General features: G+C 41.7%; 24 protein-coding genes. 7 read left to right on the top strand and 17 right to left on the bottom strand.

Going from position 1 to position 26,557, the window contains the following annotated elements; translation table 11 throughout:
• Positions 1-66: 66 nt before the first annotated feature.
• Together putP and HKX39_RS03605 are read right to left on the bottom strand one after the other, a co-directional pair.
• The gene (gene putP, locus HKX39_RS03610; protein ID WP_216605037.1) at positions 67-1,557 is read right to left on the bottom strand and encodes a sodium/proline symporter PutP; all 1,491 of its coding nucleotides are present in this window, start codon (positions 1,555-1,557) and stop codon (positions 67-69) included.
• A gap of 247 nt (positions 1,558-1,804) precedes the next feature.
• A complete protein-coding gene (locus HKX39_RS03605) occupies positions 1,805-2,200 on the bottom strand; it encodes a hypothetical protein (RefSeq protein WP_171679957.1) in 396 nt (131 codons plus the stop codon).
• 227 nt (positions 2,201-2,427) lie between these two features.
• Here HKX39_RS03605 and HKX39_RS03600 point away from each other — a divergent pair, with 227 nt between their 5' ends.
• Positions 2,428-2,685 (top strand): hypothetical protein, encoded by a 258-nt coding sequence (locus HKX39_RS03600; RefSeq protein ID WP_171679956.1) that lies wholly within the window; start codon positions 2,428-2,430, stop codon positions 2,683-2,685.
• Between the two features lie 34 nt (positions 2,686-2,719).
• Here HKX39_RS03600 and HKX39_RS03595 read toward each other — a convergent pair whose 3' ends face one another.
• The 8 genes from HKX39_RS03595 to HKX39_RS03560 all read right to left on the bottom strand — a co-directional run bounded on the left by HKX39_RS03595 (position 2,720) and on the right by HKX39_RS03560 (position 11,130).
• The gene (locus HKX39_RS03595; protein ID WP_171679955.1) at positions 2,720-3,853 is read right to left on the bottom strand and encodes a methyltransferase; all 1,134 of its coding nucleotides are present in this window, start codon (positions 3,851-3,853) and stop codon (positions 2,720-2,722) included.
• 1 nt (position 3,854) lies between these two features.
• Entirely contained in the window at positions 3,855-4,307 is a 453-nt protein-coding gene (gene dtd / locus HKX39_RS03590) for a D-aminoacyl-tRNA deacylase (protein ID WP_171679954.1), read from the bottom strand.
• Positions 4,307-4,906, bottom strand: coding sequence for an ABC-type transport auxiliary lipoprotein family protein (locus HKX39_RS03585; protein WP_171679953.1), 600 nt, complete (start codon positions 4,904-4,906; stop codon positions 4,307-4,309). The genes dtd and HKX39_RS03585 overlap by 1 nt, the downstream gene beginning before the upstream one ends.
• Complete coding sequence (locus tag HKX39_RS03580; protein ID WP_171679952.1) at positions 4,903-5,853, bottom strand: MlaD family protein; 951 nt, start codon at positions 5,851-5,853, stop codon at positions 4,903-4,905. The genes HKX39_RS03585 and HKX39_RS03580 overlap by 4 nt, the downstream gene beginning before the upstream one ends.
• A gap of 5 nt (positions 5,854-5,858) precedes the next feature.
• The gene (locus HKX39_RS03575; RefSeq protein WP_246226017.1) at positions 5,859-6,662 is read right to left on the bottom strand and encodes an ABC transporter ATP-binding protein; all 804 of its coding nucleotides are present in this window, start codon (positions 6,660-6,662) and stop codon (positions 5,859-5,861) included.
• Entirely contained in the window at positions 6,656-7,786 is a 1,131-nt protein-coding gene (locus HKX39_RS03570; RefSeq protein WP_171679951.1) for an MlaE family lipid ABC transporter permease subunit, read from the bottom strand. The genes HKX39_RS03575 and HKX39_RS03570 overlap by 7 nt, the downstream gene beginning before the upstream one ends.
• Positions 7,787-7,990: 204 nt before the next feature.
• Complete coding sequence (cysK, locus tag HKX39_RS03565; RefSeq protein WP_171679950.1) at positions 7,991-8,971, bottom strand: cysteine synthase A; 981 nt, start codon at positions 8,969-8,971, stop codon at positions 7,991-7,993.
• Positions 8,972-9,213: 242 nt separating this feature from the next.
• Complete coding sequence (locus tag HKX39_RS03560; RefSeq protein ID WP_171679949.1) at positions 9,214-11,130, bottom strand: SurA N-terminal domain-containing protein; 1,917 nt, start codon at positions 11,128-11,130, stop codon at positions 9,214-9,216.
• Between the two features lie 200 nt (positions 11,131-11,330).
• Here HKX39_RS03560 and ugpQ point away from each other — a divergent pair, with 200 nt between their 5' ends.
• Complete coding sequence (ugpQ, locus tag HKX39_RS03555; protein WP_171679948.1) at positions 11,331-12,074, top strand: glycerophosphodiester phosphodiesterase; 744 nt, start codon at positions 11,331-11,333, stop codon at positions 12,072-12,074.
• 131 nt (positions 12,075-12,205) lie between these two features.
• Entirely contained in the window at positions 12,206-13,063 is an 858-nt protein-coding gene (locus HKX39_RS03550; protein ID WP_171679947.1) for a 23S rRNA (adenine(2030)-N(6))-methyltransferase RlmJ, read from the top strand.
• Between the two features lie 908 nt (positions 13,064-13,971).
• Here the strand turns inward: HKX39_RS03550 and greB are convergent.
• The 5 genes from greB to HKX39_RS03525 all read right to left on the bottom strand — a co-directional run bounded on the left by greB (position 13,972) and on the right by HKX39_RS03525 (position 19,845).
• Complete coding sequence (gene greB / locus HKX39_RS03545) at positions 13,972-14,526, bottom strand: transcription elongation factor GreB (protein ID WP_171679946.1); 555 nt, start codon at positions 14,524-14,526, stop codon at positions 13,972-13,974.
• A gap of 37 nt (positions 14,527-14,563) precedes the next feature.
• The gene (locus HKX39_RS03540) at positions 14,564-15,418 is read right to left on the bottom strand and encodes a PHP domain-containing protein (RefSeq protein WP_171679945.1); all 855 of its coding nucleotides are present in this window, start codon (positions 15,416-15,418) and stop codon (positions 14,564-14,566) included.
• Positions 15,419-15,430: 12 nt separating this feature from the next.
• Entirely contained in the window at positions 15,431-16,348 is a 918-nt protein-coding gene (locus tag HKX39_RS03535; RefSeq protein WP_171679944.1) for an alpha/beta fold hydrolase, read from the bottom strand.
• A gap of 73 nt (positions 16,349-16,421) precedes the next feature.
• Positions 16,422-18,866 carry a DNA internalization-related competence protein ComEC/Rec2 gene (locus tag HKX39_RS03530; protein ID WP_246226046.1) on the bottom strand — a complete coding sequence of 815 codons (2,445 nt, stop codon included), beginning with the start codon at positions 18,864-18,866 and terminating at the stop codon, positions 16,422-16,424.
• A 169-nt stretch (positions 18,867-19,035) separates the two neighbouring features.
• Complete coding sequence (locus HKX39_RS03525) at positions 19,036-19,845, bottom strand: TatD family hydrolase (RefSeq protein ID WP_171679942.1); 810 nt, start codon at positions 19,843-19,845, stop codon at positions 19,036-19,038.
• Between the two features lie 67 nt (positions 19,846-19,912).
• Here HKX39_RS03525 and ubiM point away from each other — a divergent pair, with 67 nt between their 5' ends.
• Positions 19,913-21,094, top strand: coding sequence for a 5-demethoxyubiquinol-8 5-hydroxylase UbiM (gene ubiM / locus HKX39_RS03520; RefSeq protein ID WP_171679941.1), 1,182 nt, complete (start codon positions 19,913-19,915; stop codon positions 21,092-21,094).
• A 662-nt stretch (positions 21,095-21,756) separates the two neighbouring features.
• On the opposite strand, the gene lolD is transcribed toward ubiM, so the two are convergent.
• The gene (gene lolD, locus HKX39_RS03515) at positions 21,757-22,437 is read right to left on the bottom strand and encodes a lipoprotein-releasing ABC transporter ATP-binding protein LolD (RefSeq protein ID WP_171679940.1); all 681 of its coding nucleotides are present in this window, start codon (positions 22,435-22,437) and stop codon (positions 21,757-21,759) included.
• Entirely contained in the window at positions 22,430-23,704 is a 1,275-nt protein-coding gene (locus HKX39_RS03510; protein WP_171680264.1) for a lipoprotein-releasing ABC transporter permease subunit, read from the bottom strand. The genes lolD and HKX39_RS03510 overlap by 8 nt, the downstream gene beginning before the upstream one ends.
• A gap of 43 nt (positions 23,705-23,747) precedes the next feature.
• Between HKX39_RS03510 and HKX39_RS03505 the strand changes: the two genes are divergently transcribed.
• The 3 genes from HKX39_RS03505 to HKX39_RS03495 are packed head-to-tail and all read left to right on the top strand — an operon-like array spanning position 23,748 to position 26,537.
• Positions 23,748-24,674 (top strand): hypothetical protein, encoded by a 927-nt coding sequence (locus HKX39_RS03505; protein WP_171679939.1) that lies wholly within the window; start codon positions 23,748-23,750, stop codon positions 24,672-24,674.
• Positions 24,656-26,356, top strand: coding sequence for a single-stranded-DNA-specific exonuclease RecJ (gene recJ / locus HKX39_RS03500; RefSeq protein WP_171680263.1), 1,701 nt, complete (start codon positions 24,656-24,658; stop codon positions 26,354-26,356). Before HKX39_RS03505 ends, recJ begins: the two co-directional genes overlap by 19 nt.
• Positions 26,357-26,387: 31 nt before the next feature.
• Positions 26,388-26,537 (top strand): hypothetical protein, encoded by a 150-nt coding sequence (locus tag HKX39_RS03495; protein WP_171679938.1) that lies wholly within the window; start codon positions 26,388-26,390, stop codon positions 26,535-26,537.
• Positions 26,538-26,557 lie beyond the last annotated feature (20 nt).

The following is a 26,557-nucleotide window of genomic DNA, read 5'->3' as shown; positions in this document are numbered from 1 at the left end:
ACAATAAAAGCAAAACACCCCTCTGACTAGAGGGGTGTGAACATTTTGTCCTAGGACAAGGTGAGCTTAAGCATTCGCTTGACGCTGATATTCGGCTTCTGCCTCATCAAAACGCTTTTCAACTGCTGCTGGTACCTTAGTCAATAAAGATACAATGACCAGTACTACCGAGCAAGCAATAAAGCCCGGTACGATTTCGTATAAATCACCTTTCCAAGTGACGACAACAACAGCACCTGCTACCATACCTAATAAAGCACCTAACGCAGTGGTACGTTTCCAGAATACCGAGAAAATCACGACTGGACCAAAGGCAGCACCAAAGCCAGCCCATGCATACGACACCAAACCAAGCACTTTACTCTCTGGATCCTGAGCAATCCAAATGGCAAGTAGCGCAATAGCCAATACCATTAAGCGACCTAACCAAACAAGCTCTGCCTGACTTGCATTTGGACGGAAAAAGCCTTTATAAAAATCCTCTGTCAACGCTGATGAGCATACTAATAACTGCGCACTTAATGTACTCATCACAGCCGCCAAAATCGCTGATAAGATAATGCCTGCAATCCAAGGATTGAATAAAATGGTCGATAACACCATAAATACACGTTCAGAGTTGCCTTGCAATTGATCTACATGCTCAGGATGACCTTGGAAGTATGCAATACCGTAATAACCCACTAAAACCGCACCAGCAAGACATAAAATCATCCATGTCATTGAAATACGACGTGCTTTTACTAGGGTTTTGACATTTTCAGCAGCCATAAAACGAGCAAGAATATGTGGCTGACCAAAATAACCTAAGCCCCATGCCGCCGCAGAAACCACAGCAACAAAACTTGTCCCTGTTGGCCAGAAGCTAGAAAAGTCCACATTTTTTGCTGCAGAGGCTGCAGCAAAGGCTGCACTCACTTCTGCCGAACCACCTAGTGAAAGATAAACAGCGATGGGCGTAAAAATTAAAGCAAAGAACATTAAACTTGCCTGTAAACTATCACTCCAAGACACCGCTAAGAAACCACCAATAAAGGTATAAATAATCGTAGCACCTGCACCTAACCAGATAGCTGTGCCATAATCAATTTCAAATAATAGTTGGAATAAACGCGCACCTGCTACAACACCAGAAGCACTATACAATGTAAAGAATAAAAGAATAATCGCTGCTGAAGCAACTTTTAGTAATTTGCCATACTCACCAAAACGTGCGGCAAAATACTCAGGCAAGGTTAATGCATTATTATTAAATTCTGTTTGGATACGCAAACGACCAGAAACTAACAACCAGTTAAAATAGGCACCAATCGTTAAGCCAATAGCAATCCATGCCTCTACAAGACCTGCAGCATAAATAGCACCTGGTAAACCCATTAAAAGCCAACCTGACATATCCGATGCACCAGCTGCCATCGCTGTCACAAAGCCACCTAAACGACGGCCACCTAAAATATAATCACCAAAGTTACGTGTCGCCATATACGCTGCTACACCAATGCCTAATACGGCAACAATATAGAGCGCAAAAGTAATATACATGGGATTTAAGCTCATTTCCTCTCCTTTTTTTCCTCAAAAAGCTGAACTCAAACAACAAAAAAATCAAAAGGTTAACTCAGTTAACCCTACAATACAGGACATCGGATTGGATTATAAGCAAATTTATAAAAAACTGTTAATTATTTTTAAATAAAACCCTTAAACCTAGGGAAAACCACTAAAAAAATTGTCATCAACAAGAAAAAACCGAGACGTTTTACCGTCTCGGTTGATTATTATTTACAACAGTCTATGTCACTACTTATGGCTTAGGACGACTCATATCGGTAATTTCTTTTTTAATCACTTTTTGCTGAACTGGGGCTGCCTTTACCGCTGGCGTCGCTGTCGTCGTTGGCGTAGCTACTTGAGGATTAGCGACAGGCTGGGTGACTTGTTGCGCTTGCTCATCACTTTGAATCACTTGACCACCATGATCATAGACCTTAGTACTTTCTTTCTGTTCAATCACTTTTCGTTCAGACGTTACTGGATCTACGACTGTCGTTGTCATTGTAGACTTCACTCGCAATGTCGGTTCAACATAGACATCTTGTGCTTTTTGGCGAGCTGGACGATTATCAACATCCTGACTCTGAGCCATAGCAGCAGTGCCTGCGCTGAGTGCGATTAATAAACTCACTAATGTTTTTTTCATTGTTATACTCCTTGACGAATTATTTCTTCTATTATCGTAACAAATTGCCTTCTCTTTGTGAATATACCTAGTAGCTTAGATAATTCATTAGATTACACACCTTAAAAAAGTGCATGAACTTATCCATAAAATAGTGAATTCATCAAACCATTTCAATTTTGTGCCGTTTGGAAAAAGCTTTGTTTATAATACTAAGCATCAACATTACTTTTTAAAGCATGTGAACTATGAAAAAACTTATCATTATTTCTTTGACAGCTTTGCTTGCTGCATGTTCATCTACTGGCAAAATTGATTTAAGCAACCGTAATAGCTATGGTCTAAAGTGCTCCCCAAATGCCAATAGTGCGCCTAATTGGGAAGGTTGTATGGGAACAGCAGAACAAATGTGTGCTCCTCAAAAAGTCGCAAATGTACAGCAGCTATCACCTACAGGCTCGGGCTCTCCAGACGATAGCTACTTTATGACGTTTAGCTGTCAATAATTGCTTACAACGGTGAGTGACTAGCCGTCTTACTCTACTCGCAAATACCAGCCTTCGGCTGGTATTTTTTTAGTACCCAAAGACTGGTCACCTCCTCGCGCCTTGCTTGACTCAAAGGATCCATACTTTCCTGTGCTTTTTTATGTTTAGGGCGCGTATCATAGCGTGCAGCAAGCGATAGACCAGCCGCCTCAATCCACCCTAACAGCTCCCCCTCAGCTCGCAATCCTAGACGCTCAGCCAGATCAGAAATAATTAACCACGCTTGCCCATCAGAATTTAAATGGTTAGCTACTCCACTTAAAAAGCCTTTTAACATCTGACTATCCGGATCATAAACTGCCGCTTCCAAACTCGTACTTGCTTTGGCGGGCAGCCATGGCGGATTACATACGATTAAATCAACGCTCTCTTGAGGAAAAAAAGCCTGTTTTAGAATGCGTACCTTATCAGCATACCCTAGTTGCGCGATATTAAACCTTGCACACTCAATCGCTCGATCAGCAATATCCGTAGCTATCACTAACTCAACGCCTCGCTTAGCTAATATGGCTGACAACACCCCCGTCCCTACACCGATTTCCATGGCTTGACAACAAGTAGCTGGTAAAGGCGTAGTCGCTACTAAATCAAGGTATTCACCACGAATCGGTGAAAATACACCATAATAAGGATAGATTTTAGCCTTATCTCCTAAGGCGGGAACAGAGACTCCATTCTTACGCCACTCATAAGCCCCAATAATTCCCAACAGCTCTCGCAAAGATACCACAAAAGGTTCTTGCCAATGCCATACCTGCTGTGCGGCCAGGCGAATATCAGGAGCACGTTTCAACACGACGGTAAAATCCGATTCTATTCGAATTAATAACATCCCTAGAATTTGTGCTTTTTGTGCTTGCGCCAAACGGTATAAATGAAATTGTTCTTTTGCCGTTGGTGCTATCTTAGGCTTCTTGCTATCAATTTTACGAGCCATCGCTGCTAATAATTGCTTAGCATTTTGAAAATCCCCTTGCCACAACATCGCCGTACCTGCACGAGCCAAACGCAGTGCCTCATCAGCTCGCAAAGTATCATCAACATAAATACAGTTTTTAGGGACTTTAGCTTGACTCTCTGACTGCCATGCTAAACGCTCACCCTCGATGAAAAGATAAGATGTCATATTAATTAGGGGACTTGCTATCTAATAAAATAGTGATAGGTCCATTATTTACCAAGGCAACCTCCATATGTGCCCCAAATACTCCTGTAGGAACAGGTTTACCTAAGCTACAACTCATCGCCTCGACAAACTGGTTAAATAATGGCAAAGCGATTTCTGGACGTGCTGCTTGACTATAAGATGGACGATTACCCTTTTTTGTTGAGGCTAATAAAGTAAATTGACTCACACACAATACCTCGGCTTTTTTATCCAAGACAGATAAATTCATCACACCTTGATCATCTTCAAAAATTCGCATTTGGGTAATTTTACGAACCAGATATTCAATGTCCTCTACCCCATCTTCATGCCCCACCCCCACTAATAGCAACAAGCCGTCTTCAATAGCTCCCACTATCTCTTTATCTACGGTGACTGAGGCTTGTGCGACTTTTTGAATGACCACTTTCATTATTTATCTTGCCCTCTTGTCCATTGAATCAGCGCTGTATTCACCTGATCATTTAATTGTGAAAATACCGGTAAAATAGCGGATAATTGTGCAGAATCGGTTTCTTGCTCTGCATGAAAATGACGAGAAGCGATGACATCTCCTGTACGTCGATTCACCAAGGTCGCATTAACGGCGATTACCACAGACGGTCTCCCTTGTTTATATTGCAATTGATATGCTTGCACATCTAAACGTAAAGAGCGATCCACATTAATTTGTTCATCATTGATTAAAATCGTTTTATAACTATTAGCTCGCTGAAAGTCTTCTACTAAGCGATTTCGAAACACTTTATGTGCGACATCTTCCCATCGTACACCATCGTAAGCTAATACTTCATTATTGTCCGTAATGACTGCTAATCGTTGATGAGCAATCACTCTATTGGCATAAGGCTCCGGAATAGAAAGACTCAATTTGCTAGGACGCACCTGTACCTGTACCTGACTTGGAGCCAAACGATAAGTTTCCAAAGGAGGATTATTAGGCAAAATACTACAAGCACTTAATAACATGCCTAATGTGCCAACAATAACACTTAACTTTACTCGTCTCATGGTTTAAATCCTTTTAGTGAATTGCCGTCAATAAAATAACCTGCCGGTCTATCTTCCATTTCACGCAAAATATTTTGTAGCGTACCAAACGCACGTTTAAACTCAATAATCGCTGGGGTTAACTCTCTAAAGCCCTGCAGACCCTGATTAATGTTTCCTTCGTTATTCGTCACTAGCCTTTGAATAGTTGTCCCTGTACGCTCTAAATTACGCATCGCTTGTGTGGCGCTTGCTAAAGCTTGTTGCCCTTCTTTTGTCAACATCGTATTAGCATTCACTGCGAGTTTGTCATATTCCTTGATAGCCTTACCTAAATCGGCCAATACCGTATTCGTACGAGACATCATTTCTTTTATAGTCTGTTGATCCGAAACTGCTGATGTCACGCCATCAACATTACTTAGAATACTACCCAGCGATTTAATATTTTTATCCGAGAAAAGATTTTTTAAACTATAACTAATCTCTGTCAAATTCGATACAACGCTTTGACCGTCCTCGAGCAAGGCACTTAACGGCGATGGAACAGCACTAATAATGGGCACACCATATGTTTTATCAAAATTTCCAATTTCCGCTAACAGCGCTTGATGTGGAGCACCACTTCTTAAAGAAATCACTGACTGCCCCGTTACACCCATAAATTGTAAACGTGCTTTAACGTCTTCGTAGACTGGTACTTTGCTATCAACGGTAATTAAAGCATACACATGACGAGGATCTTCATCTGCAAGACTTAGCTCCAAAACTTCCCCCACTTTAATTCCACTAAACAACACCGAACTACCACGTGATAAGCCATTGACACTTTCTTTAAAATGTACAACATAACGGTGGGAACTTTTATATACATCTAATCGTGCTAACCATAAGGCAAATGCCATGGCTAAGGCAAGTATGCCGACTGTAAATGCACCAATCAATATATGTCTAGCTTTAGGTTCCATCTTTTTTATACTCCTAGTGCTTGATGTGCACTATATGCTGCACGACCACGAGGGCCGTTAAAATACTCTTGAATCCAAGGATTATCCACTTTTTCGACATTTTCTATCGTGTCATTAATTAATACTCGCTTATTAGATAGAACCGCAATGCGATTACATGCTGTATACAAGGTATCTAAGTCATGCGTAATCAAAAACATAGTCAATCCCAAAGCATCACGTAACGTTAGCATTAACTGATCAAACGCAGCCGCTCCAATAGGATCTAAACCTGCCGTAGGTTCATCCAAAAATAAAATTTTTGGGTCTAATGCCAATGCTCGTGCCAACGATGCCCTCTTTACCATTCCCCCTGATAACTCAGCAGGATACTTAGGTGCTGCATTCGCAGGCAATCCCACCAATAAAATCTTAAGCATGGCAATATGCTCTGCTTCTTTACGCGGCAATTTCAGTTGCTCAATTAAGGGAAAAGCAATATTTTCTAATACGGTAAGCGATGAATATAATGCCCCCGCTTGGAATAATACACCTAAGTTACGCCCCAAAATTCGACGCTCTTTTTCATTGAGGTCTTGCATAGACTGTCCGAGTACTTCCACAGAGCCCGCCGTCGGCTTTCTCAAGCCAACGATACTACGCAATAATACTGATTTCCCTGTTCCCGAACCACCAACAACCCCAAGAATATCGCCGGGATAGACATCCAAATCTAAATTCTGATGAACATAAAATCCATTAAAAGCATTATCTAAACCTCGTACTTTAATGATAGGTTCTACTGAAGATGCTTGATTATCCATTACCATCCCATCTCCATAAAGAAAATTGCAAATAAAGCATCAAGCAAAATCACTAAGAAAATACACTTCACCACGCTGGATGTCGTATGCTCACCCACAGACTCCGCACTTCCTGAAACTTTAAATCCTTCTAGACAGCCTGTAATCGCAATCACCACAGCAAAAATAGGCGCCTTGCCAATCCCTACTAGAAAATGCTTAACGTGAATAGACTCATTCATAATGTCAAAAAAGAGACGAGGCGAAATATCCATAGCCAAGGTACAAACAAGCATACCACCAACAATACCTGCCGCCATACCTAAAAACGTTAAAATAGGCATCGCAACGACGAGAGCAAATACTCTCGGTACGACTAATGTCGCCAACGGATCTATCCCTGAGGCTTTTAAAGCATCAATTTCCTCATTAACCTTCATTGAGCCTAACTGCGCCGTATATGCACTAGCTGTACGACCTGCAATTAAAATGGCGGTAAGAATAATCGCAAATTCTCGCAAAAAGGAATAGGTTACTAAATGCACAGTAAATACTTGTGCTCCAAAGGTCTCAAGAACAGTCGCTCCTAAAAAAGCAACAACGGCTCCCACCATAAAGCATAGCAACATGACAATTGGCGTCGCTTTAAAACCGCTACTATCAATATTGGCCACTAATGAGGTCATTCGCCAATTTGACGGGTTCACCACCATACGCAAGAACGCCAAAATCACCATTCCGAAAAACCCCATCCATTGGAGTAATTCCGTCCAAAGAGAGGTTAGCGAAACACCAACATCGCCAAAAAAACGCCATAAAAAGAAAGTTTTTTTAGGCGGTGTACGATCTTCTTCCGTAGGTAGTGCCTTTAGCACTGTTTCAATCATCGCTACGCGCTCTTTACTTAACGCTTTATCCTGTAAAGCTTTACGTAAGGTTTCTTGACCGAATTTATCTGCCAATAAAAGAACGCCTGCTGTATCAATTTCATGAATATCATTGAGTGATAGCTGAAGCAACGAGGAATGAATCTCTAAATTTTTTAAGGCTTTTTGGATAGCCACATAGTGAGTGACTGTCCAGTCACCCGTTAATACTAATGTCGACGAACCTGTGCTCTCTGCCTCAATAATATCTTTAAAAAATAACACCTTAGTTTATACTTGAGCAAAAATAGAAGTGGACATTGTACAAGAATTTATCTTTCTTCGCTGTAAGTGAATGTAGCGCAAAGGACTTTATATAAAAAACTCGGATACGGTTTCTACCCATATCCGAGTGACTTAATAAGCTAAAAGGATATACTCCTACGAATATAATATCCCTAGTGGTATATCTGTCATGCCATGCTATGGTTAAGCCGTAGCAATACCTTTTTCATCAAATAAGCCTTCAAATAATACTGAGCTTAAATAACGCTCTCCAGAGTCAGGTAATACAGCTACGATAACCTTACCTGCATATTCAGGACGTTTTGCTACGCGTATCGCTGCCGCTGCCGCTGCACCACTAGAGATACCTGACAAGATACCCTCTTCACGGCTCAGACGTAATGCATACTCTACCGCCTCTTCATTAGACACTTGTTCAATCGCATCTACAAGTGATAAATCTAATACATCAGGCACAAAACCAGCACCAATGCCTTGAATCTTATGAGGACCCGGTTTTAATTCATCACCATTACGTTTTTGTGTAAGTACAGGACTTGCGCTTGGTTCTACCGCAACCGTTTGGATTGCTTTGCCTTGTGTCTTTTTGATATAACGTGATGTTCCTGTAATCGTACCACCCGTACCCACACCAGCGACTAATACATCAATCTTACCTTCTGTTGCTTCCCAAATTTCAGGACCTGTTGTACGCTCGTGTACCGCTGGGTTAGCTGGATTTTTAAATTGTTGTAAAAGCACATATTTATTCGGGTCAGAAGCAGCAATTTCTTCTGCTTTCGCAATAGCACCACCCATACCTTTCGCACCTTCCGTCAATACTAATTTAGCACCAAATGCCACCAATAATTTGCGGCGCTCTAAGCTCATTGTTTCTGGCATGGTCAATGTAATAGGGATACCCTTAGAGGCAGCTACATACGCTAAAGCAATCCCTGTATTGCCACTCGTTGGCTCAACAATCTCTTTGCCTGGACCTAATAAACCGCGTTGTTCCGCATCTTCTACCATAGCCACGCCAATACGGTCTTTTACTGAATAAGCTGGATTACGACCTTCGACTTTAACTAGCACTGTCGCACCCGCACCGTCTGTAATGCGATTTAACTTCACTAGTGGTGTACGACCGATTGACTGCGCATTATTTTCAAACCATTTTGACATAATATACTCTTCCTTTTTACAATGGCGTGCCAATAAATCACGCCCCTCCATTTCATATGAATACTAGTATATAAACTCTTTCTTAATTATAAAAATAATATATTATTGTTTTTATATTTCTTTTTGTTATATTAATAATTATAAAAAACCCCAAAGGTTAGTATCTAACTTTTGGGGTAAATTATCATATTGAGGCATTAATAACTTCTCAATATCCACACTAAGGGTTTATTCATCACTATTTATTGTGCTTGTTCACCCTCAATAACTTGTTTTGCTGCTGGCAAAATTTCTAATTTTACTTTTTGACGTAGGTTTTGAGCAAAGGCCTTATTTAACTCATTTGCAACAACTGTTCCTAACGCAGGCGCTTGAAATTGATTAAACAAGTTTTTTAACTCTGCATTTTCTGTATTAACAGACTCAATACGTGCCACCACATACCCTGTATCTAAATCAACTCCCACATAAAATGGTAATTTATCAACAGGTGCTGACATCACTTTTTTTAACAAAGCTTCTGGCAAGTTTGAGGCCATACGACTGACTGGCATCGCTTCTTGAAATCCTGCTGTTGAATTATCCAATTGTGCTTCTGCCAACTCTGCCTCGCCTGCCTTGGCAGCTAACTCTTTTGCTTTGGCATCAATCACTTTAGCTGTCACTTGTGCTTTTACCTCTTCTAATTTAGGAATATGTGCATCTACTTTAGCTTTGACTCGTAGCGCTAATAGCTCAGAAGGAGAAATTTCAATCACGCCAGAATTCAGACCTTGAGCAAATACCTCCGCAGAAAAGGCAGCCTCACGCACTCGGGGAGATGAGAACATACTTTCTAGAGCAGTACCCGCTGCAGCCTGATTTCCTACTTGTTCCTTGCTTAATAGACCACTGCGTGTAATACCATTTACTGTTTGCACTTGTAAGCCTAACCGATCAGCAACACCTTGCAATGAGTCACGTTGTTCATGAACAGCATTCGTTAAATCCGTTGCCATCGTTGCAAAACGCTCAGAGGCTAGTTGTAGACGAACTTCTTTACTAATCTCTTCTTTTACTTCGGCAAATGGCTTAACAGAACCCGCTTGAATGCTAACGATTTGGAATACATGGTAGTTATTAGCAATTTTGACTGGACTTGTAATACCCTCTTTCGCTAAAGAGAACGCACCTTCGTCTAAATCAGGAATATCACCACGTGCTAAAACACCTAAATCACCACCTGTATTTTTAGTACCTGCGTCTTGCGAGTATTCTTTTGCTAACGCTTCAAATTGGCTTGGGTCTTGTTCTGCCTTAGTAGCGACCTGCTCTGCCGTCGCTAAGTCAGCCAATTGAATATGACGTACATGGCGACGCTCTGCTGTTGAAAAGCGAGCAATATTACTTTGATAATAAGTTTCTAACTCAGCATCAGATGGTGCCTTAACCTGAGCCATCACCGCGTCTTGATTAAGAATAATATAGTCCAGATTTACATAAGTAGGCACTTCAAAGCTTTTTTCATTAGCCGTATACCAGTTTTTTAAGTCATCATCAGATACATTGACTGATTGTGCATAATCCTTATTTTGGAATACATGCAAGCGTACTGTACGCTCTTCTGTCATCGCTGCTCCTAATTGAGCAACCGTATTACTTGGCACAACAACAGACTCTAATACGGGAGATGCTACCAAACGAAGCCCCTCGTAAGCACGCACACTCGCCTCATATTGCTGACTATTCGCACCGATACTCGTTAAATAACGATTATAGGCTTGCATAGAGAATTTGCCATCCTCCAAAAAATCAGGTGTTTGGGCTAATGCAAAACGTACCATAGCATCTGAAGCAGAGAAATTGTCCTTTTGAGCCACTTCTTGTGTAACCGCATTATTAATAAGAGACTCTAACCACGCTTCTCTCCCTTCTGCTGTATCCACTTTCGACAAATCAAACTCTGCACCCTGAGAATTACGTAACTCATTGAGACGCTGAGTCCATGACTGATTAAAATCACTTTGTGTGATTTTTTGCTCATTGATGTTTACTAGGCGTACTTCATTCGTCGTAAAGCTCTGGTAATCAGCAACACCAAAAAACACAAAGGAAGGAAGTGTCACCACAAACATTAAAATCATCATAATCTTTGAGTGACGACGGAAAAACTCTAACATAGTAATTTCTCTTTAGAATACGTCAAAAAAATAGGCACAATTGCCCAACAATAACTGGCTATTTTAACAGATTATTACCGAATATATTTTATTCCCCCTCTTCACAATTGCCTTATGAGTTCTTAAAATAATTACATGCGTTTTCAGAAACATTCTCTCTGCAATACGCTTATCTTTTTATTTTTTACAGGATTTTCAAAATGTCTAAAAAATGGCCTTACCCTCGTTTGATTGCACATCGTGGTGGTGGTAGTTTTGCCCCAGAAAATACGCTTGCTGCTATGCGTTGTGGTCTAGATTACGGTTTTGATATGGTCGAGTTTGATGCCAAGTTAAGTAAAGACAATGTATTAATCCTTTTACATGATGATGACGTTAAACGTACGTCTAATGGCAAAGGACTGGCAGCAGAAAAAACATATGCGGAGCTATTAGAACTTGATATGGGTGAATGGCATTCTGCTTACTATGCTGGCGAACCACTACCTAAGCTAGAAAGTATTGTTCGCTTTGCCTTAGAAAACGATATGATTTGCAACATCGAAATCAAACCTTGCCCAGGCCGTGAGAAAATCACAGGAAAACTTGTTGCCGAGGCTGCTGCACAATGGTTTAAAAACTCAGCGATTCCCCCATTACTGTCTTCGTTTTCTGCAGAGGCTTTAGAAGCAGCCTATAAAGCGGCTCCAGAGCTTCCTCGCGCATTCTTATGCGAAGAATACAATGCTGAAGCTAAAAAAATCCTTAAAAAACTAAACTGTATCGCTATCAATCCTCGTGAAAGCACCTTAACAGAAAAAGTCATTAAAACTATCCACAAAGATGGTTATAAGATTTGTGCATGGACAGTCAATGACTATCGTCGAGCTAAAGAACTATTAGCTTGGGGCTGCGATGCAATTTTCACTGATGAATTAGAGCGTGTACCTGCCTCAATGGCATAATATCGTTATAATGCGGTATAGACCATATAGATTCTATTAACTTTATATGGATGCCCCCTATTAAAAATCTTATGTCTACATAAGTCTTTATGGGGGGATTTTTACCATCACTTCATTGATAAAGGTTTATTGTGTTTAGTTATCGTCACGCTTTCCATGCAGGCAACCACGCCGATGTCCTAAAACATACGGTACTATTACATGTGCTCGATTACTTTAACCGTAAACCAAATCCTTATTGGGTTATTGACACACATGCTGGTGCTGGTATTTATGACTTAGGTGACGAATGGGCAGAAAAAAACGCCGAATTCGAAACAGGTATCTCCCGACTATGGTCATTGCCCAATCTTCCTACCGACTTACAACGCTATGTAGATTATATTCGCGATTTAAATCAAGGGGATGACTTGCAGTTTTATCCCGGTTCACCTTGGATTGCATTGGAGTATATGCGAGAAAAAGACCGTCTACGCCTATTTGAACTGCACCCAAGCGAATATGAAGTTTTGCAAGACAATATCAACCAACAAGACCGCTCTATCAGTCGTCAAGTAAGCATTTTTAATAAAAATGGATTTAGTTATTTAAAATCTCAACTTCCTCCCCCGACTCGTCGAGCCATCACTCTCATTGACCCTTCTTATGAGGATAAAACGGATTACCGTCAACTTGTCAAAACAATGAAAGAGGCTTTAGAGCGTTTTCAAACAGGTTGCTATCTCATCTGGTATCCTCTTGTGCAACGCAAAGAGGTGTTTGAGATGATTCATCAGTTAGAAAAATTGTCTAATATTGAGTGGGTAAATGCTTCTCTGACAATTAAAAAACCTAGCAAGGACGGTTATGGTATGCACGGTAGCGGTATGTTTATCATCAATCCTCCTTACACGCTTTATCCTGCGTTACAAACAGTCATGCCGTATTTATGTGAGCATCTTGCTGAAGATGGGCACGCAAGTTTTAGTTTGACTCACTTTGAGCGGTAAGTATCTCTATCCCATACTGTAGACAGTTCACTATATATCGTCCTCACTGCAGAACATTGTGTATTCGCTCGGACAGCAAAGTGCATCGCTATCGCTCGCCGTTTGCAAACTCGCTCGGTACATCAAGTTCTCTCCGTGAGGACGACCATTAACTAGCACTACCATCCAAGCCAGTCTGCCGGAGAGCATAGCTACTTATTAGCACTAAGATGTTAATTCAAGCACTTAAAGGTTTGCGGAGACGTTTCGATGCATAAAGCGAGTTAGGCCAGCAATAGCGAGGCTCTGTTCGAGCGACTGCGCGGAAACGTGTAGCGAACCTTTTGTGGCAATAAGCACAAGTTATATCATCCACAGAGCAGTAATTCAGTCTTAGTTACCTCACTGCAGAACTTGTGTATTAATGACCACACTACAGACAGTTCACTATATATCGTCCTCACTGCAGAACTTGTGTATTCGCTCGGACAGCAAAGTGCATCACTATCGCTCGCCGTTTGCAAACTCGCTCGGTACATCAAGTTCTCTCCGTAAGGACGACCATTAACTAGCACCATCATCCAAGCCAGTCTGCCAGAGAGTATAACCGCTTGTTAGCAGTACAATGTTTACCCAAGCACTTAACGGTGGTTTGCGGAGACGTTTCGACGCACAAAGTGAGTTAGGCGAGCGCCAGCGAGGCTCTGTTCGAGCGACTGCGCGGAAACGTGTAGCAAACCTTTTGTGGCAATAAGCACAAGTTATATCATCCACAGAGCAGTAATTCAGTCTTAGTTACCTCACTGCAGAACTTGTATATTGATTAGACCACGCTACAGACAGTTCACTCTTGCTCCGGAAAGTGCTTCGCCGTTTCCAATGTCGCTACGAGTGAATGTCTCTCCGTGTGGTCTTCCCATGACGAGCATTCAATCTGCTTGTGGATAGATGACTTCTAAAATAATCAGCTCTTGTGGACCTGCAGGGGTAACTAAATGAACGCTATCACCCTCTCGTGCTTTTAATAGCGCTTTCGCCACGGGAGAAATCCAACTGATCTTCCCATTTAATGGGTCTGCCTCATCAATACCGACAATAGTAATATCAAATTCCTCACCGTTTTGGTTTTCGTAGATGACACGAGCACCAAAGAACACTTGATCCCGATTAGGTTGTAGTGCGGGATCAATCACCTCCGCCATTTCTAACCGTTTGGTTAAAAAGCGAATCCGTCGATCTATTTCTCGCAATCGTTTTTTACCATAAAGATAATCCCCATTTTCAGAGCGATCACCGTTAGAAGCTGCCCATGCGACAACAGATACCACATCAGGACGTTCAACTTTTACTAAATGCTCAAGTTCTTTTCGTAAGGCTTGATAACCTTGTACGGTCATATAATTTTTAATACCTTTCGGAATTTCTGCCTCTTGAACGTCATCATCATCGTCACGGTCAGTTTCTTTTGTAAATGCTTTACTCATAATGCTACTACTTATCTATCAAATATCTACTCTATTTTTAAACTGTATACTTAGGATACCATTCTTGCCAGATAGGTGTCAGTCCCGGGGGTAATACGGGTAAACGACCTAAGTCAACTTTGCTCTCTGTGGGACCATGAAAATCAGATCCACAAGACACTTTAAAACCATAATGTTTGGCAACATTGGCATATTGGTGATATTGCTCTGGTGTATGTGAACCAGTCACCACCTCAATGGCCTCACCACCCAGTTCTTTAAAGCGAGTAAATAATAGTTTAAATTCTTCACTAGAATATTTATAACGCCCCGGGTGAGCGATAACAGCAGCCCCTCCTGCACCATGAATCCACGCCATAGCCTCATCTAGTGTTGCCCATGCTCCCGGTACATAAGCAGGTTTACCGTCAGCAAGATATCGATCAAATACTTCTTGAATATGCTTACAATGCCCCTGCTCAACCATATAGCGAGCGAAATGAGTCCTGCTTAATAAATCTGGATTACCTGCTAAGGCAAGTGCACCCGAATAAGCATCATGCACACCAAATTTTGCCAGTTTTTCACCCATTTCTTGGGCTCGCGTAACACGGTCGGTACGAATACGCTGTAAACCCTCAATCATCTGAGGATTGTGGATATCGTAGTTTAAACCGACAATATGCAAAGTTCTGTCTGCCCAAGTTACAGAGATTTCAATCCCCGTCAAATAATCCATGCCTAATGACTTAGCGACTGACATCGCTTCTTCTTGCCCACTCACCTCATCATGGTCAGTTAAACTCCATAAGCGAACCCCATTATTAAAAGCACGTTGAGCCAATACACTCGGTTCAAAAACACCGTCTGATTTGGTGGAGTGGCAATGAAGATCGACTGGAGAATACAGCATATTATCTACTCTTTACTTAATCAAAAAATCACGAACAATGGCAACTTGTTCTGCCTCTAACAAAGCCGGCGCATGACCTGTTTTTGCAATACGCACCATACTTGCTTGTGCATTGGCTGCTAACATTTCCTCTACACCCTCTGCACTTAATAAATCCGATATTTCACCATGAATAATCAAGGTAGGAATATCAATTAACTTATACATCGCCCATAAGGCTTTTTCTGATTTTTCAACAGCCTCAGCCGAAGCCAAATCAACAAATCCTTTAGCAATACCAAGATCATAATGATGCACCCATGCTTGCCCTTCTTGCTTAAGTCCTGCTCGAGCAAAGGTTTCCCAATGTTGATCCGCCATAGGACCAAAAGAAGCCGCTTTTACTTTAAGTGTTTGAATTGCCTCATCTAATGAAGAAAAACGCGTAGGTAACCCCACATAGTCACCAATGCGTATCAAAGCCTCTTGTTCTAGCTTCGGTCCTACATCATTCAAAATCATACGATGTAAAGGCAACCCTGTTTCTGCAGGAAGTGCGGTATTTTTAAGGATTTTTTGTTTTAATAAGGCATTAGAACCCGCCAATACCATGCCAATAATCCCTCCCATCGACGTACCTAGATAATCTAAAGTTTTGGGCTTGAGCTGTGCAATTAATGTCATCATATCAGCCACATAATAAGGTACCGCATAAAAATTGGGATTATCATGAAAGTCAGACGCACCTCGCCCAACAACATCCGGACAAATGACTCTGTGCGTTTTGCTCATTTCACGCGCAACCTCATCAAAATCACGTCCACTACGCGAGAGACCATGAACGCATAATAAAATGCGGTCGTTTTCTGGATTTCCCCATTCCCAATAAGCCATTCGATGTAAGCCATAAGGGTTAGTACAAGTGACATAATGTAAACGTGGTTCCGACATACCTTATCTCCTCTTATTGGTAAATTTCTAGCTGAATAAGTACACTATACTCGAAAATAAAGTGCCTTGGTAGCTAACGATGCCAATACCGTCGCTCTTGCTCCCTAAATAGGTCTACGTGTAAGTTCAATATAGTTGATGATATCTGTACTGCTCCAGTATCTGCTGTATTGAGAAATACCGTTCCCTGCTGTTGCCAACGCGCTTTAATCTGAGGATGAGGGTGCTTAAACCGATTCTTATACGCCGTTTGGGCAATTGCATACTTAGCTTGTACCTCATTAATAAATTCTTGACTAGAAGAGCTTTTAGAGCCATGATGTGGTACTTGGACAATTTGATAAGGTGGTGAAAAAGCCGTTAATTGATAAAGTTGTTGTTCTTGCTCCGCTAAAATATCTCCCGTCAATAATAGACGATGATATTTACCTTCAACGGCCAAAACACAGCTTTGATGATTCGTGGACTTCAACGGTATATGACCTATTACAGGGTTTAAAAACCGAAAGATAACATTATCCACTACAAATGTCTGACCTTCCGCACACCTTTTATAACTTAATAATGGATTTAAACTCTCAATCTTTTGATCCAAAAGCCTCTCCTCCCTATCTAAAAAATGATCCAATTGGAAAGATGCATAGGCTTTTTTGACCCAGATAGACTGAATTAAAGTCGCCAGTCCTCCACTATGATCGATATCCGCATGCGATACCACCAACGTATCAATCGCTTTAATACCTAAAGCACGCAATGTCGGTAAAATCACTCTTCCACCAGAATCATCATTGGCGGAACGACGCACCCCCGTATCGAATAATAAGGTGTGATTTTTTGTTTTCAGTAACACAGCACCTGCTTGTCCAATATCAAAAAACAAGGCTTGCCACTCCCCTTCTCGTAGATGATGTTGTGAAAAAAAGAAGGCAGGAACAACAAATATTAGTGCCAAGTAACGATAAGGAATTCCTCTGGGTAATAACAGTATGAAGATACCTAATCCACACAAAACTCTCATCCACATCGGTATGATACTGACGTCTAAACTTGCCCAAGGCAATTGAGCAAGATACTGTGTCAATTCCATCACCCATGATAATAATTGATGATTAATCAAGGCCAGATGATGCAACCACGTATTAGGCTCAAAAAAAACGCTAAGCAATGCAAATAACAACGCCATGGGTGTAATAATCAGCCCTACCGATACTACAGCATAGGCATTTACTATCGGTGATATGAATGAAATCTGATTAAAAAAATACATCAAAAAAGGTGCCAATGCTAAGGTAATAACACCTTGTACAATTGCCCAATCTTTTAGCATTTGCCAATATAAAACTCTATGTTCTTGCTTAGGATAACGCTGTCTTTGACGTAAACGATTAAGAAGAATATGTAATACGGCTACTGCTGCAAAGGACAAATAAAACCCTGTCGATAAAATCGCCCATGGATCTAAGATTAATACAATAATCGCCGTAATAATAAATAGTTGAGAAAGTGAGAGTGGTCGTTGTAGTAGATAAAAGATATAACCTAATAGCAACATCAAAAAAGTTCGCTGAGCAGGAATACCCCAACCAGCCAATAGGCAATACAACAGGGCGATAACGATACCAAAACTATAAGCGAAAGCGCTAATATCATAATGATTAGCTAATAGACTACCCTGCCAAGAACATCTTTTTAATCCCCATAAACTTAATAAAGTCACTAATCCCGATAACATCGTAATATGTGAACCACTAATAGAGACCAGATGCGTCATTCCTGAACGGTTAAATAATAACCAATCTTGTGTCGAAATCCCCTGTTGATCCCCAATCACTAAGGCAATCAGCACGGCACCATAACGCTTATCCCCCCAATAGGTATGTAAATTTTTACGTATATCATGTCGCCATGCTTGAATATAGCTCTGTAAAGTATGTTGCTCTTGCTCTTTTAAAACCGGCGTGCCTATCACATTCCCTATTGCACGGATATTTTCTCGAAAAAGGTAACTTTCATTATCAAAACCACCTGGATTCATTAAGGTATTAGGACGAGAAAGTTTTAAGGACATCTCCCATACCTGTCCGGGACGCACCTCTGGCATATTATCGATGTGCTCCCTCTTATAAAGAGAAAAATGCTCTCCCTGTGACCAATACACTCGTATATGGGAAGGAATTCCCTCTTTAATACTTCCCTTATCCAATACCTCTACATCAAATTGGATCGTATTGTCACGGTATATCGCTAACTGCTGCACTCGTACAACGACAGAACTAACTTTACCCTCATGCTGCTCACTTAGGTAGTCTGCTAATCTCTGTTTCGCATGATATGTCCCATAACCTAGCGACAAGCAAAAACCAAGCAAAAATAACCCGATACATCGCCATAGACCAACTATTTTTAATAAAGTTACCGCTATAACAATGATTGCTACTAATAGCCATTGCACATCAGGTAAAACAGCGAGTTGCTGCAATAAAAAAAAGCCTGTTAATAAACCAACACAGAGCCACATCACCGATAACTTCCTTCAGATTTAATCATAAGGCTTATCTTACTGGCTCAAGATAGGCAAAAAGAAAGACTAGGACTTTTCTATCCTAGTCTATGACATCGTGCGTATAGACATTTTTAATCCATAGCAGTCATACGATTTACTTCTTTTTAAATATAAACTATTGTACTTATTGTATTGGACGCATTCTAGGTAATACACGATACGTATTCTCTGTCGTCCTATACGCTAACTCCTCCAACGTCACACCTCGTAAATCGGCCAACACCTGTGCTATTTGCGGTAAAAATTCTGGGCTATTGCGAGGCTTTTCTTCCCTAAGCCATGCAGGTGGGATATCTGGTGCATCCGTTTCTATAACAATACTATTTAAATCAATCCCTGTTGCAATACGGCGAATTTGCAAAGAGCGTGTAAATGTAATTGTCCCGCCAAACCCCAAACAAAAGCCTAAATCAATAAAAGCTTTTGCTTGCTGTTCACTACCATTAAATGCATGTGCAATACCCCCCGGCACTTGAATTTGACGTAAGTGCTTTAATAGCGTATCTTGTGAACGACGAACATGAAGCAATACTGGGAGGTCATATTTTTTCGCCATTTTTAATTGTTCACGATAAAAGAACTCTTGTCGCACTCTTTCCTTCCCTTCCTTTATTTCAGGAATAAAAAAATCTAAGCCTATTTCTCCTATCGCGACTAAACGCCGATCATCCTCTTTTAACGCCACTTGAATAGCGCTTTCCACATCGGCTAAATCCTCATCTTTCGCATAACGTACATACATAGGATGAATGCCTAAAGCATAATATCCCCCATCAAATTGATGTGCTAATTGCTTAACCGTATCTAGATTTTGTTTCATCACCGCAGGAATCACAATACCTGTAACACCATTAGCTAAACTTCGTTCAATGACAGACTCTCTATCCTGATTAAATTCAGGCGCATCTAAATGGCAATGGGTATCAATTAGCATAGCTCTCTCGGTTTTTGTTACAATAGCTACTATTGTACGTTTTTCAGCCGTTCTTTAGGAAGTTATCATGTCTTTTGATGCCGATATTATTGTGGTAGGTGCTGGTCCAGCTGGACTTGGTTTTTGTCGTACCCTTGCACAAAGCCCTGTATCCATCTTGGTTCTAGAAAAGCAATCCGAAGAAAGTGTGACACAGCCCTCTTTTGATGGTCGAGAAATTGCACTCACGCATGCCTCGCGTCAATCTATGCAGGAACTCGGTATCTGGCAAAACCTCCCTCCTAATGAGATTTATCTATTAAAAGATGCGAAAGTCTTTAATGGCACATCAGACTATCAACTTCATTTTGAAGATAGCAAACCACGTATCCCTGGTGAAGGTCTAGGTTTTCTTGTACCTAACTATCGTATCCGACAAGCGACTTATGAGGCAGTAAAAGGTCAAAAAAACCTCACTATTCGCTACGGTGTAGGCGTTAAAGACGTGAACTTATCAGCTCAGGGAGCAACCGTTTTACTGGATAATGGTAAAAAGGTTTCTGCTCGTCTTGTCATTGCTGCGGATAGTCGTTTTTCAAATACGCGCCGTCAAATGGGTATTGGTGCAGAAATGAACGATTTTGGGCGTACTGTCCATGTTTTCCGTATGCGTCATACTAAATCTAATGAGCATACTGCTATTGAGTGCTTTCACTATGGTCGCACCTTGGCTATCCTCCCTCTTGAAGAGCACTTAAGTAGCTGTGTTGTCACCATTGATACACATCGCTCACATGAGATTACAGACTTAAGTCCAGAGCAATTAGCACAAAGTATTATGACGCAACTTGAGCATAAGCTAGGCGATATGACTTTAGAAGAAAAGATGGTGAGCTACCCTCTTGTTGGTGTACACGCAAAACGCTTCTACGGTTTATCCTGTGCTGTTATTGGGGATGCGGCTGTCGGTATGCACCCTGTGACAGCACAAGGCTACAACCTCGGTTTACAGAGCGGTATGATTTTGGGTGGCTTAATTGCTGAGGCAGCGGCAGCTCATCAAGATATTGCCTCACCAAGTTTGTTAAATAAGTATGAACGCAAGCATATGCTCAGCACTCGCACGATTTATCATGGTACGAATTTTGTGGTCAAGCTCTTTACTACAGAACATCCTCCAGCGAAACTACTGCGTTCTGCTGTGATGCGCTTTAGTAATAATTTCCCACCGATTAAGTATCTCATTACGCGTCAATTAACTAAAGTGTGAGTTTCGTACTTGCTACGTAACGTCCTCACTGCAGAACTTGTGTATTGATTAGACCACACTACAGACAGTTCACTCTTGCTCCGGAAAGTGCTTCGCCGTTTCCAATGTCGCTACGAGTGAATGTCTCTCCGTGTGGTCTTCCCATGACGAGCACTAGCATCCAAGCCAGTCTGCCAGAGAATATAACTGCTTGTTAGCAGTACAATGTTTACTCAAGCACTCAAGGTTTGCGGAGACGTTTCGATGCATAAAGCGAGTTAGGCGAGCGATAGCGAGGCTCTGTTCGAGCGACTGCGCGGAACGTGTAGCGAACCTTTTGTGGCAATAAGTACATGGCTGTTTTAGTCTTGGTCGTCCTCACTACAGAACATTGTGTATTCGCTCGGACAGCAAAGTGCGTCGCTATCGCTCGCCGTTTGCAAACTCGCTCGGTACATCAAGTTCTCTTCGTGAGGACTGCCATTAACTAGCACTATCACCCAAGCCAAGCTACCGGAGAGGTTTTTGATCACAAAGCGAGTTTGATTACATCGAAACTTCGTTTTGACGAACGAAGTGAGGCACTGTTCGAGCGACTGACAAAAACCTGTAGGTAGATTGGCGTATGCGCTCGGTGCATCACGTTCTCTCCGTGGGGACTACCATTAGCGAATACTATCAGCTTACCGTAATTGCCCTTTTTCCATCACTAACTGACGGTCTGCCAAAGCGGCCAATTTGGGATCATGCGTTACAATAATAAACGCTGTATTGAACTCACAATTGACCTCTTTTAAGAGAGTGAACATATTTTCTGCTGTCTCTGTGTCCAAATTCCCTGTCGGTTCATCTGCCAACACTAAAACAGGGTTTGCCACTAAAGCACGAGCTAAAGCTACGCGCTGACGTTCACCCCCAGACAACTCACCTGGGCGATGCAGTACTCGCTGAGCCAATCCCACTTTACCCAAGACCACTTCAGCCTTAGCACGTGCTTCGGCATAGCTAACACGACGCATAATTAATGGCATAGCCACATTGTCTAATGCCGAGAACTCTGGTAATAGATGATGAAACTGGTATACAAAACCTAATTTTTCATTACGCAAACGGCTACGCTGGTTTTCACTTAAAGAAGAAGCCTCTTGACCATCTACTTTAATGGAACCTGTTGTTGGCTGATCTAATAAGCCCATAATATGCAATAAGGTACTTTTGCCAGAACCTGATGCACCAATAATCGCAAGCATTTCTCCTGCATTAACGGTCAAGTCAATCCCTCGCAAAATAGAAAGCGTTTCAGTGCCATCAAAATAGGTTTTGGTAACCCCTTGGATAGCTAAGGCAGGTACTGTATTAGTCATGACGTAAGACCTCCGCAGGTTGTAATCGTGATGCACGCCAGCTCGGATACAGCGTTGCAAGTAAAGAAAGCACTAAAGAGGTAATACCCACCGTGGCAACTTCATCCAATTCCACTTGTGATGGTAATTGGTTAATAATATAAACACCGGGATCCAAGAAGTGTGTTCCCAATAAATTCTCAATAAACGGCACGATGACATCGATGTTATAAGCAATGAGACAACCCAAACCAACCCCAATAGCTGTCCCTAAAATACCAATTAACGAGCCTTGTACTAAAAAGATACCTGCGATAGAACGAGGACTCGCACCTAAGGTACGTAAAATGGCAATATCTGATTGTTTATCTTTAACAGACATCACGAGCGATGATAATAAGTTAAATGCCGCAACGGCAACAATCAACGCAAGGATTAAGAACATCATGCGTTTCTCTGTTTTTACCGCAGCAAACCATGTGCGATTATCATACGTCCAGTCACGCAGAATATAACCTGGCGGTAAGCTTGTCATTAACGAATTGGCTACCTCTGGTGCTTTAATCATATCTTTGATTTTTAAACGTGCGCCCGCAATACCAGAATCACGGAAAAGCACCGCAGCATCACGAACCGAGATAAAAGCTAAATTCGCATCATATTCAGCATGCCCTGAGGCAAAAATTCCACTCACCGTAAATTGTCGCATACGCGGTGAAAAACCCGATGGATTTAAAGAGCCTTGAGGAGACATCACCAACAAGGTATCGCCTAATCCCACCCCTAACTGTGCCGCCGCTCGACTACCTAATACCATATTAAAACTACCGGGCATCAAAGAACTCAACTCGCCTTGAACCATTTGCTTAGGTAAATCTGATACATCACCCTCAGTTTCGGGAAGAATGCCTCGAATTTCTACACCTTTCATATTATCTTGGCGTGCTAACATACCACTAGCGGCAACAAACGCCGATGCTCCTGTCACCTCTGGATTTTTAAGTGCTTCTGTCTTAAGTTCTTCCCAATTATCGACAGCTTCAGTTGCGGGAACGCCTGGATTATAAACTTGGATATGCGGCAAAACCGATAACATACGATCACGAACTTGCACTTGAAAGCCAGTCATCACCGATAACACTACAATTAAAGCGGCCACACCTAAAGCAATCCCTGCCATTGAGCTACCAGCCACAAATGAAACAAAACGATCTTTGCCTCGCCCTTTTGAGCGTGTTAGCCCAGCATAGCGAGAACCAATCCATAATTCATAAGGTAATTTCACAATAATTCTTTTCTATCAATAGTCATTTAACGGTACAATTCCACTTATGGATATTGTAATTTTAGGGGCTATTCCCCACGATTTAATGGCAAAAGAAAGCGAGGCTTATATTGAAAAACAAGCCCCTGTATTCACTCGCCTACTACAAACACACAAGGCTAGCACAGAATGGTTAGATATTGAGACCATCGGCTGCACACCTTACGAATATTATCAATTAAAAAAGGCCAACTACCAGGGCGAGAACAATTTCTACGCCAAAGGTGTCGCCCCCTTGTATGCCTCTACGCATTTTAACACTTTCCCCTCTCATCAAGCTGTCTATTTAATGGAATTGACATACGTTGAAATTGGGCAACACCATGCGAGTCTGTACACTTCTGATGAATTAAACATTACTCCCGATGAGGCAAAGGCACTTTTTGACAGCAGTATAGAAGTTTTAGCGCATAGTCCTTATCGTCTACTACAACATAATAACAACATGGCACTCATGGATATGGGAGACAACTTTACTCTCCCGCTTTTTAGCCCATCCTTACTCGCCACAGGTCATTTAAATGATTGGCATCAATTAGGAGACTTAGCGCGGCCTCTACGTAATGTTTTAGCGGAATTACAAATACTCTGGTATAACCATCCTATTAATCACGCTCGTCAAGAGCGTGGTTTAAAGCCTATTAATAGTGCTTGGATTTACGGCGGGGCTTGTTTTAATGAGATTCATCCAGTAAGTAGTCCTACCGAAAAAGTACTTTCTCAATTAAGTAAAGTACACTTACATCAAGACTGGGGACGCTGGATTGCTGAGCTAGCCACATTAGATACGCAACTCGCTCCATTAAGCCAATCTTTCCATCGCTATATTCTCTTTGGATTCGATCGTATCGTTACCCTCACCCCCAAGCCTTTTTGGGCTAAACTCATCAATAATAAATCGGAATGGAAACAATGGTGGTCTCAGTCCAAGTAACTAATCGCATCGTCAATGAAGCAGATGCACAAAAACTAATTTCTCAAGGCATTAATCCTTTTATGGCAAAGCTGTGGGCGGCTCGCGGTGTTTCAGATATCAATCAAACAGATACTTCATGGAAGCAGCTTCTTGCCCCAACACTACTAACGGAAGTGGAAAAAGGTGCTCGCATTCTTGCGGATGCTATTGAGCAAGGGAAGAATCTGCTCATCATTGCTGACTATGATTGTGATGGCGCCACGGCTTGTGCTGTGGGCATTCGTGGCTTACGTATGCTAGGAGCCAAAGTCGATTTCATGGTTCCCAACCGTTTTGAAACTGGCTATGGTCTCTCTCCAGCGGTCATTGATGTCATGCTTGAGCGCATTTCTCCGAAGCCTGATTTAATCATTACCGTAGATAATGGTATCGCTAGCGTAGACGGTGTCGCTGCTGCAAAATCACACGGTATAGATGTCCTAGTGACTGACCATCATTTACCCGGTGATGTTTTACCCGATGCAGTAGCAATCATTAATCCAAACCAAGTCGCTTGTGACTTCCCCTCTAAAAACCTCGCTGGTGTAGGCGTTATCTTTTATACCATGATGGCACTTCGTGCAGAAATGCGGACAAGAGGACATTTTAACCATCGACCAGAACCCCGTTTAGATAGTCTTGCCGATTTAGTCGCCCTTGGCACGGTGGCGGATGTGGTCAAACTAGATAGCAACAATCGCATCCTTGTCAGCCAAGGTTTAGCCAAAATGCGCTCTGGTCAGATGAGTATTGGTATTCGAGCCCTATTTGATGTCGCTGGTACGGATCCTCGCCAAGCTAATAGCATGGACTTGGGCTTTAAAATTGGGCCTCGTATCAATGCCGCAGGTCGCCTTGCCGATATGAGCATTGGTATTCGTTGTCTTATCAGTGATGACTATGATGAGGCACTCACACTTGCCAAACAATTAGATGAATGGAATCATACGCGCCGGAGTATTGAACAAGAAATGAGCTCACAAGCCATGGAAGAGATTGAAGGAGATAATTTTACCCTCAAACATTCTATCTGTGTGTTTAACCAAGAATGGCATCAAGGGGTTGTCGGTATTGTAGCTTCTCGTTTAAAAGAAAAGTTCTGGAAACCTACGCTAGCTTTTGCTCCCGGCGATGATGGCGAAATCCGTGGTTCTGGCCGTTCAGTACCAGATGTACATCTTCGCGACGCATTAGATTTAGTTTCTAAACGCTACCCCCATCTTATTCAGAAATTTGGCGGTCATGCGATGGCCGCTGGTTTAACGATTGCAGAAAAAGACTTTAATAATTTTATCCTGGCCTTTGACAAAGCAGTTGTTGATATTAGCGGTAAAACTAATTTTTCACCACTTATCGAAACCGATGGCTCTTTAGATTTAGCTTATGCCAATGCGGAAACCGCCATTGCTCTAACACAGCAAGTCTGGGGCGCTGGCTTTCCCAGCCCTCTATTTCGAGATGTTTTCCATGTTCGCAACCAACGTCTTTTAAAAGACAAGCATCTCAAACTCCAAGTCATGCGAGGTCAGCAAATGTTTGATGCGATTTGGTTTAATCACACAGAAGAACTCCCTGAAACCGTAGAGTTAGTCTATGAGTTTGTCCCTAACTACTGGAATGGCAATGTCTATACTCAGCTGATGATTCGGCATGCGATGTAGCATCAATTTTAATAACCATAAGGAATTGAATATGCGATATAGCTTTCGATGTTTAGTATTACTCAGTAGCATTCTTGTAAGTGCATGCCACCATTACCTTGACCCCAATGCTTCTGTGGATGGCGTAATCGGTACAGTAGGTGGTGCTTTAGGCAATGTGAAAACCATTAAAACACCATAAGCTTGATTGCATGCCCCTAC

The sequence above is a fragment of the Pelistega suis genome, assembly GCF_013133795.1.
In the GTDB taxonomy this organism is placed as follows: Bacteria; Pseudomonadota; Gammaproteobacteria; order Burkholderiales; family Burkholderiaceae_B; genus Taylorella; species Taylorella suis.
The sequence above is the reverse complement of the archived record's forward strand: the minus strand, read 5'-3'. Positions and strand labels throughout refer to the sequence as shown.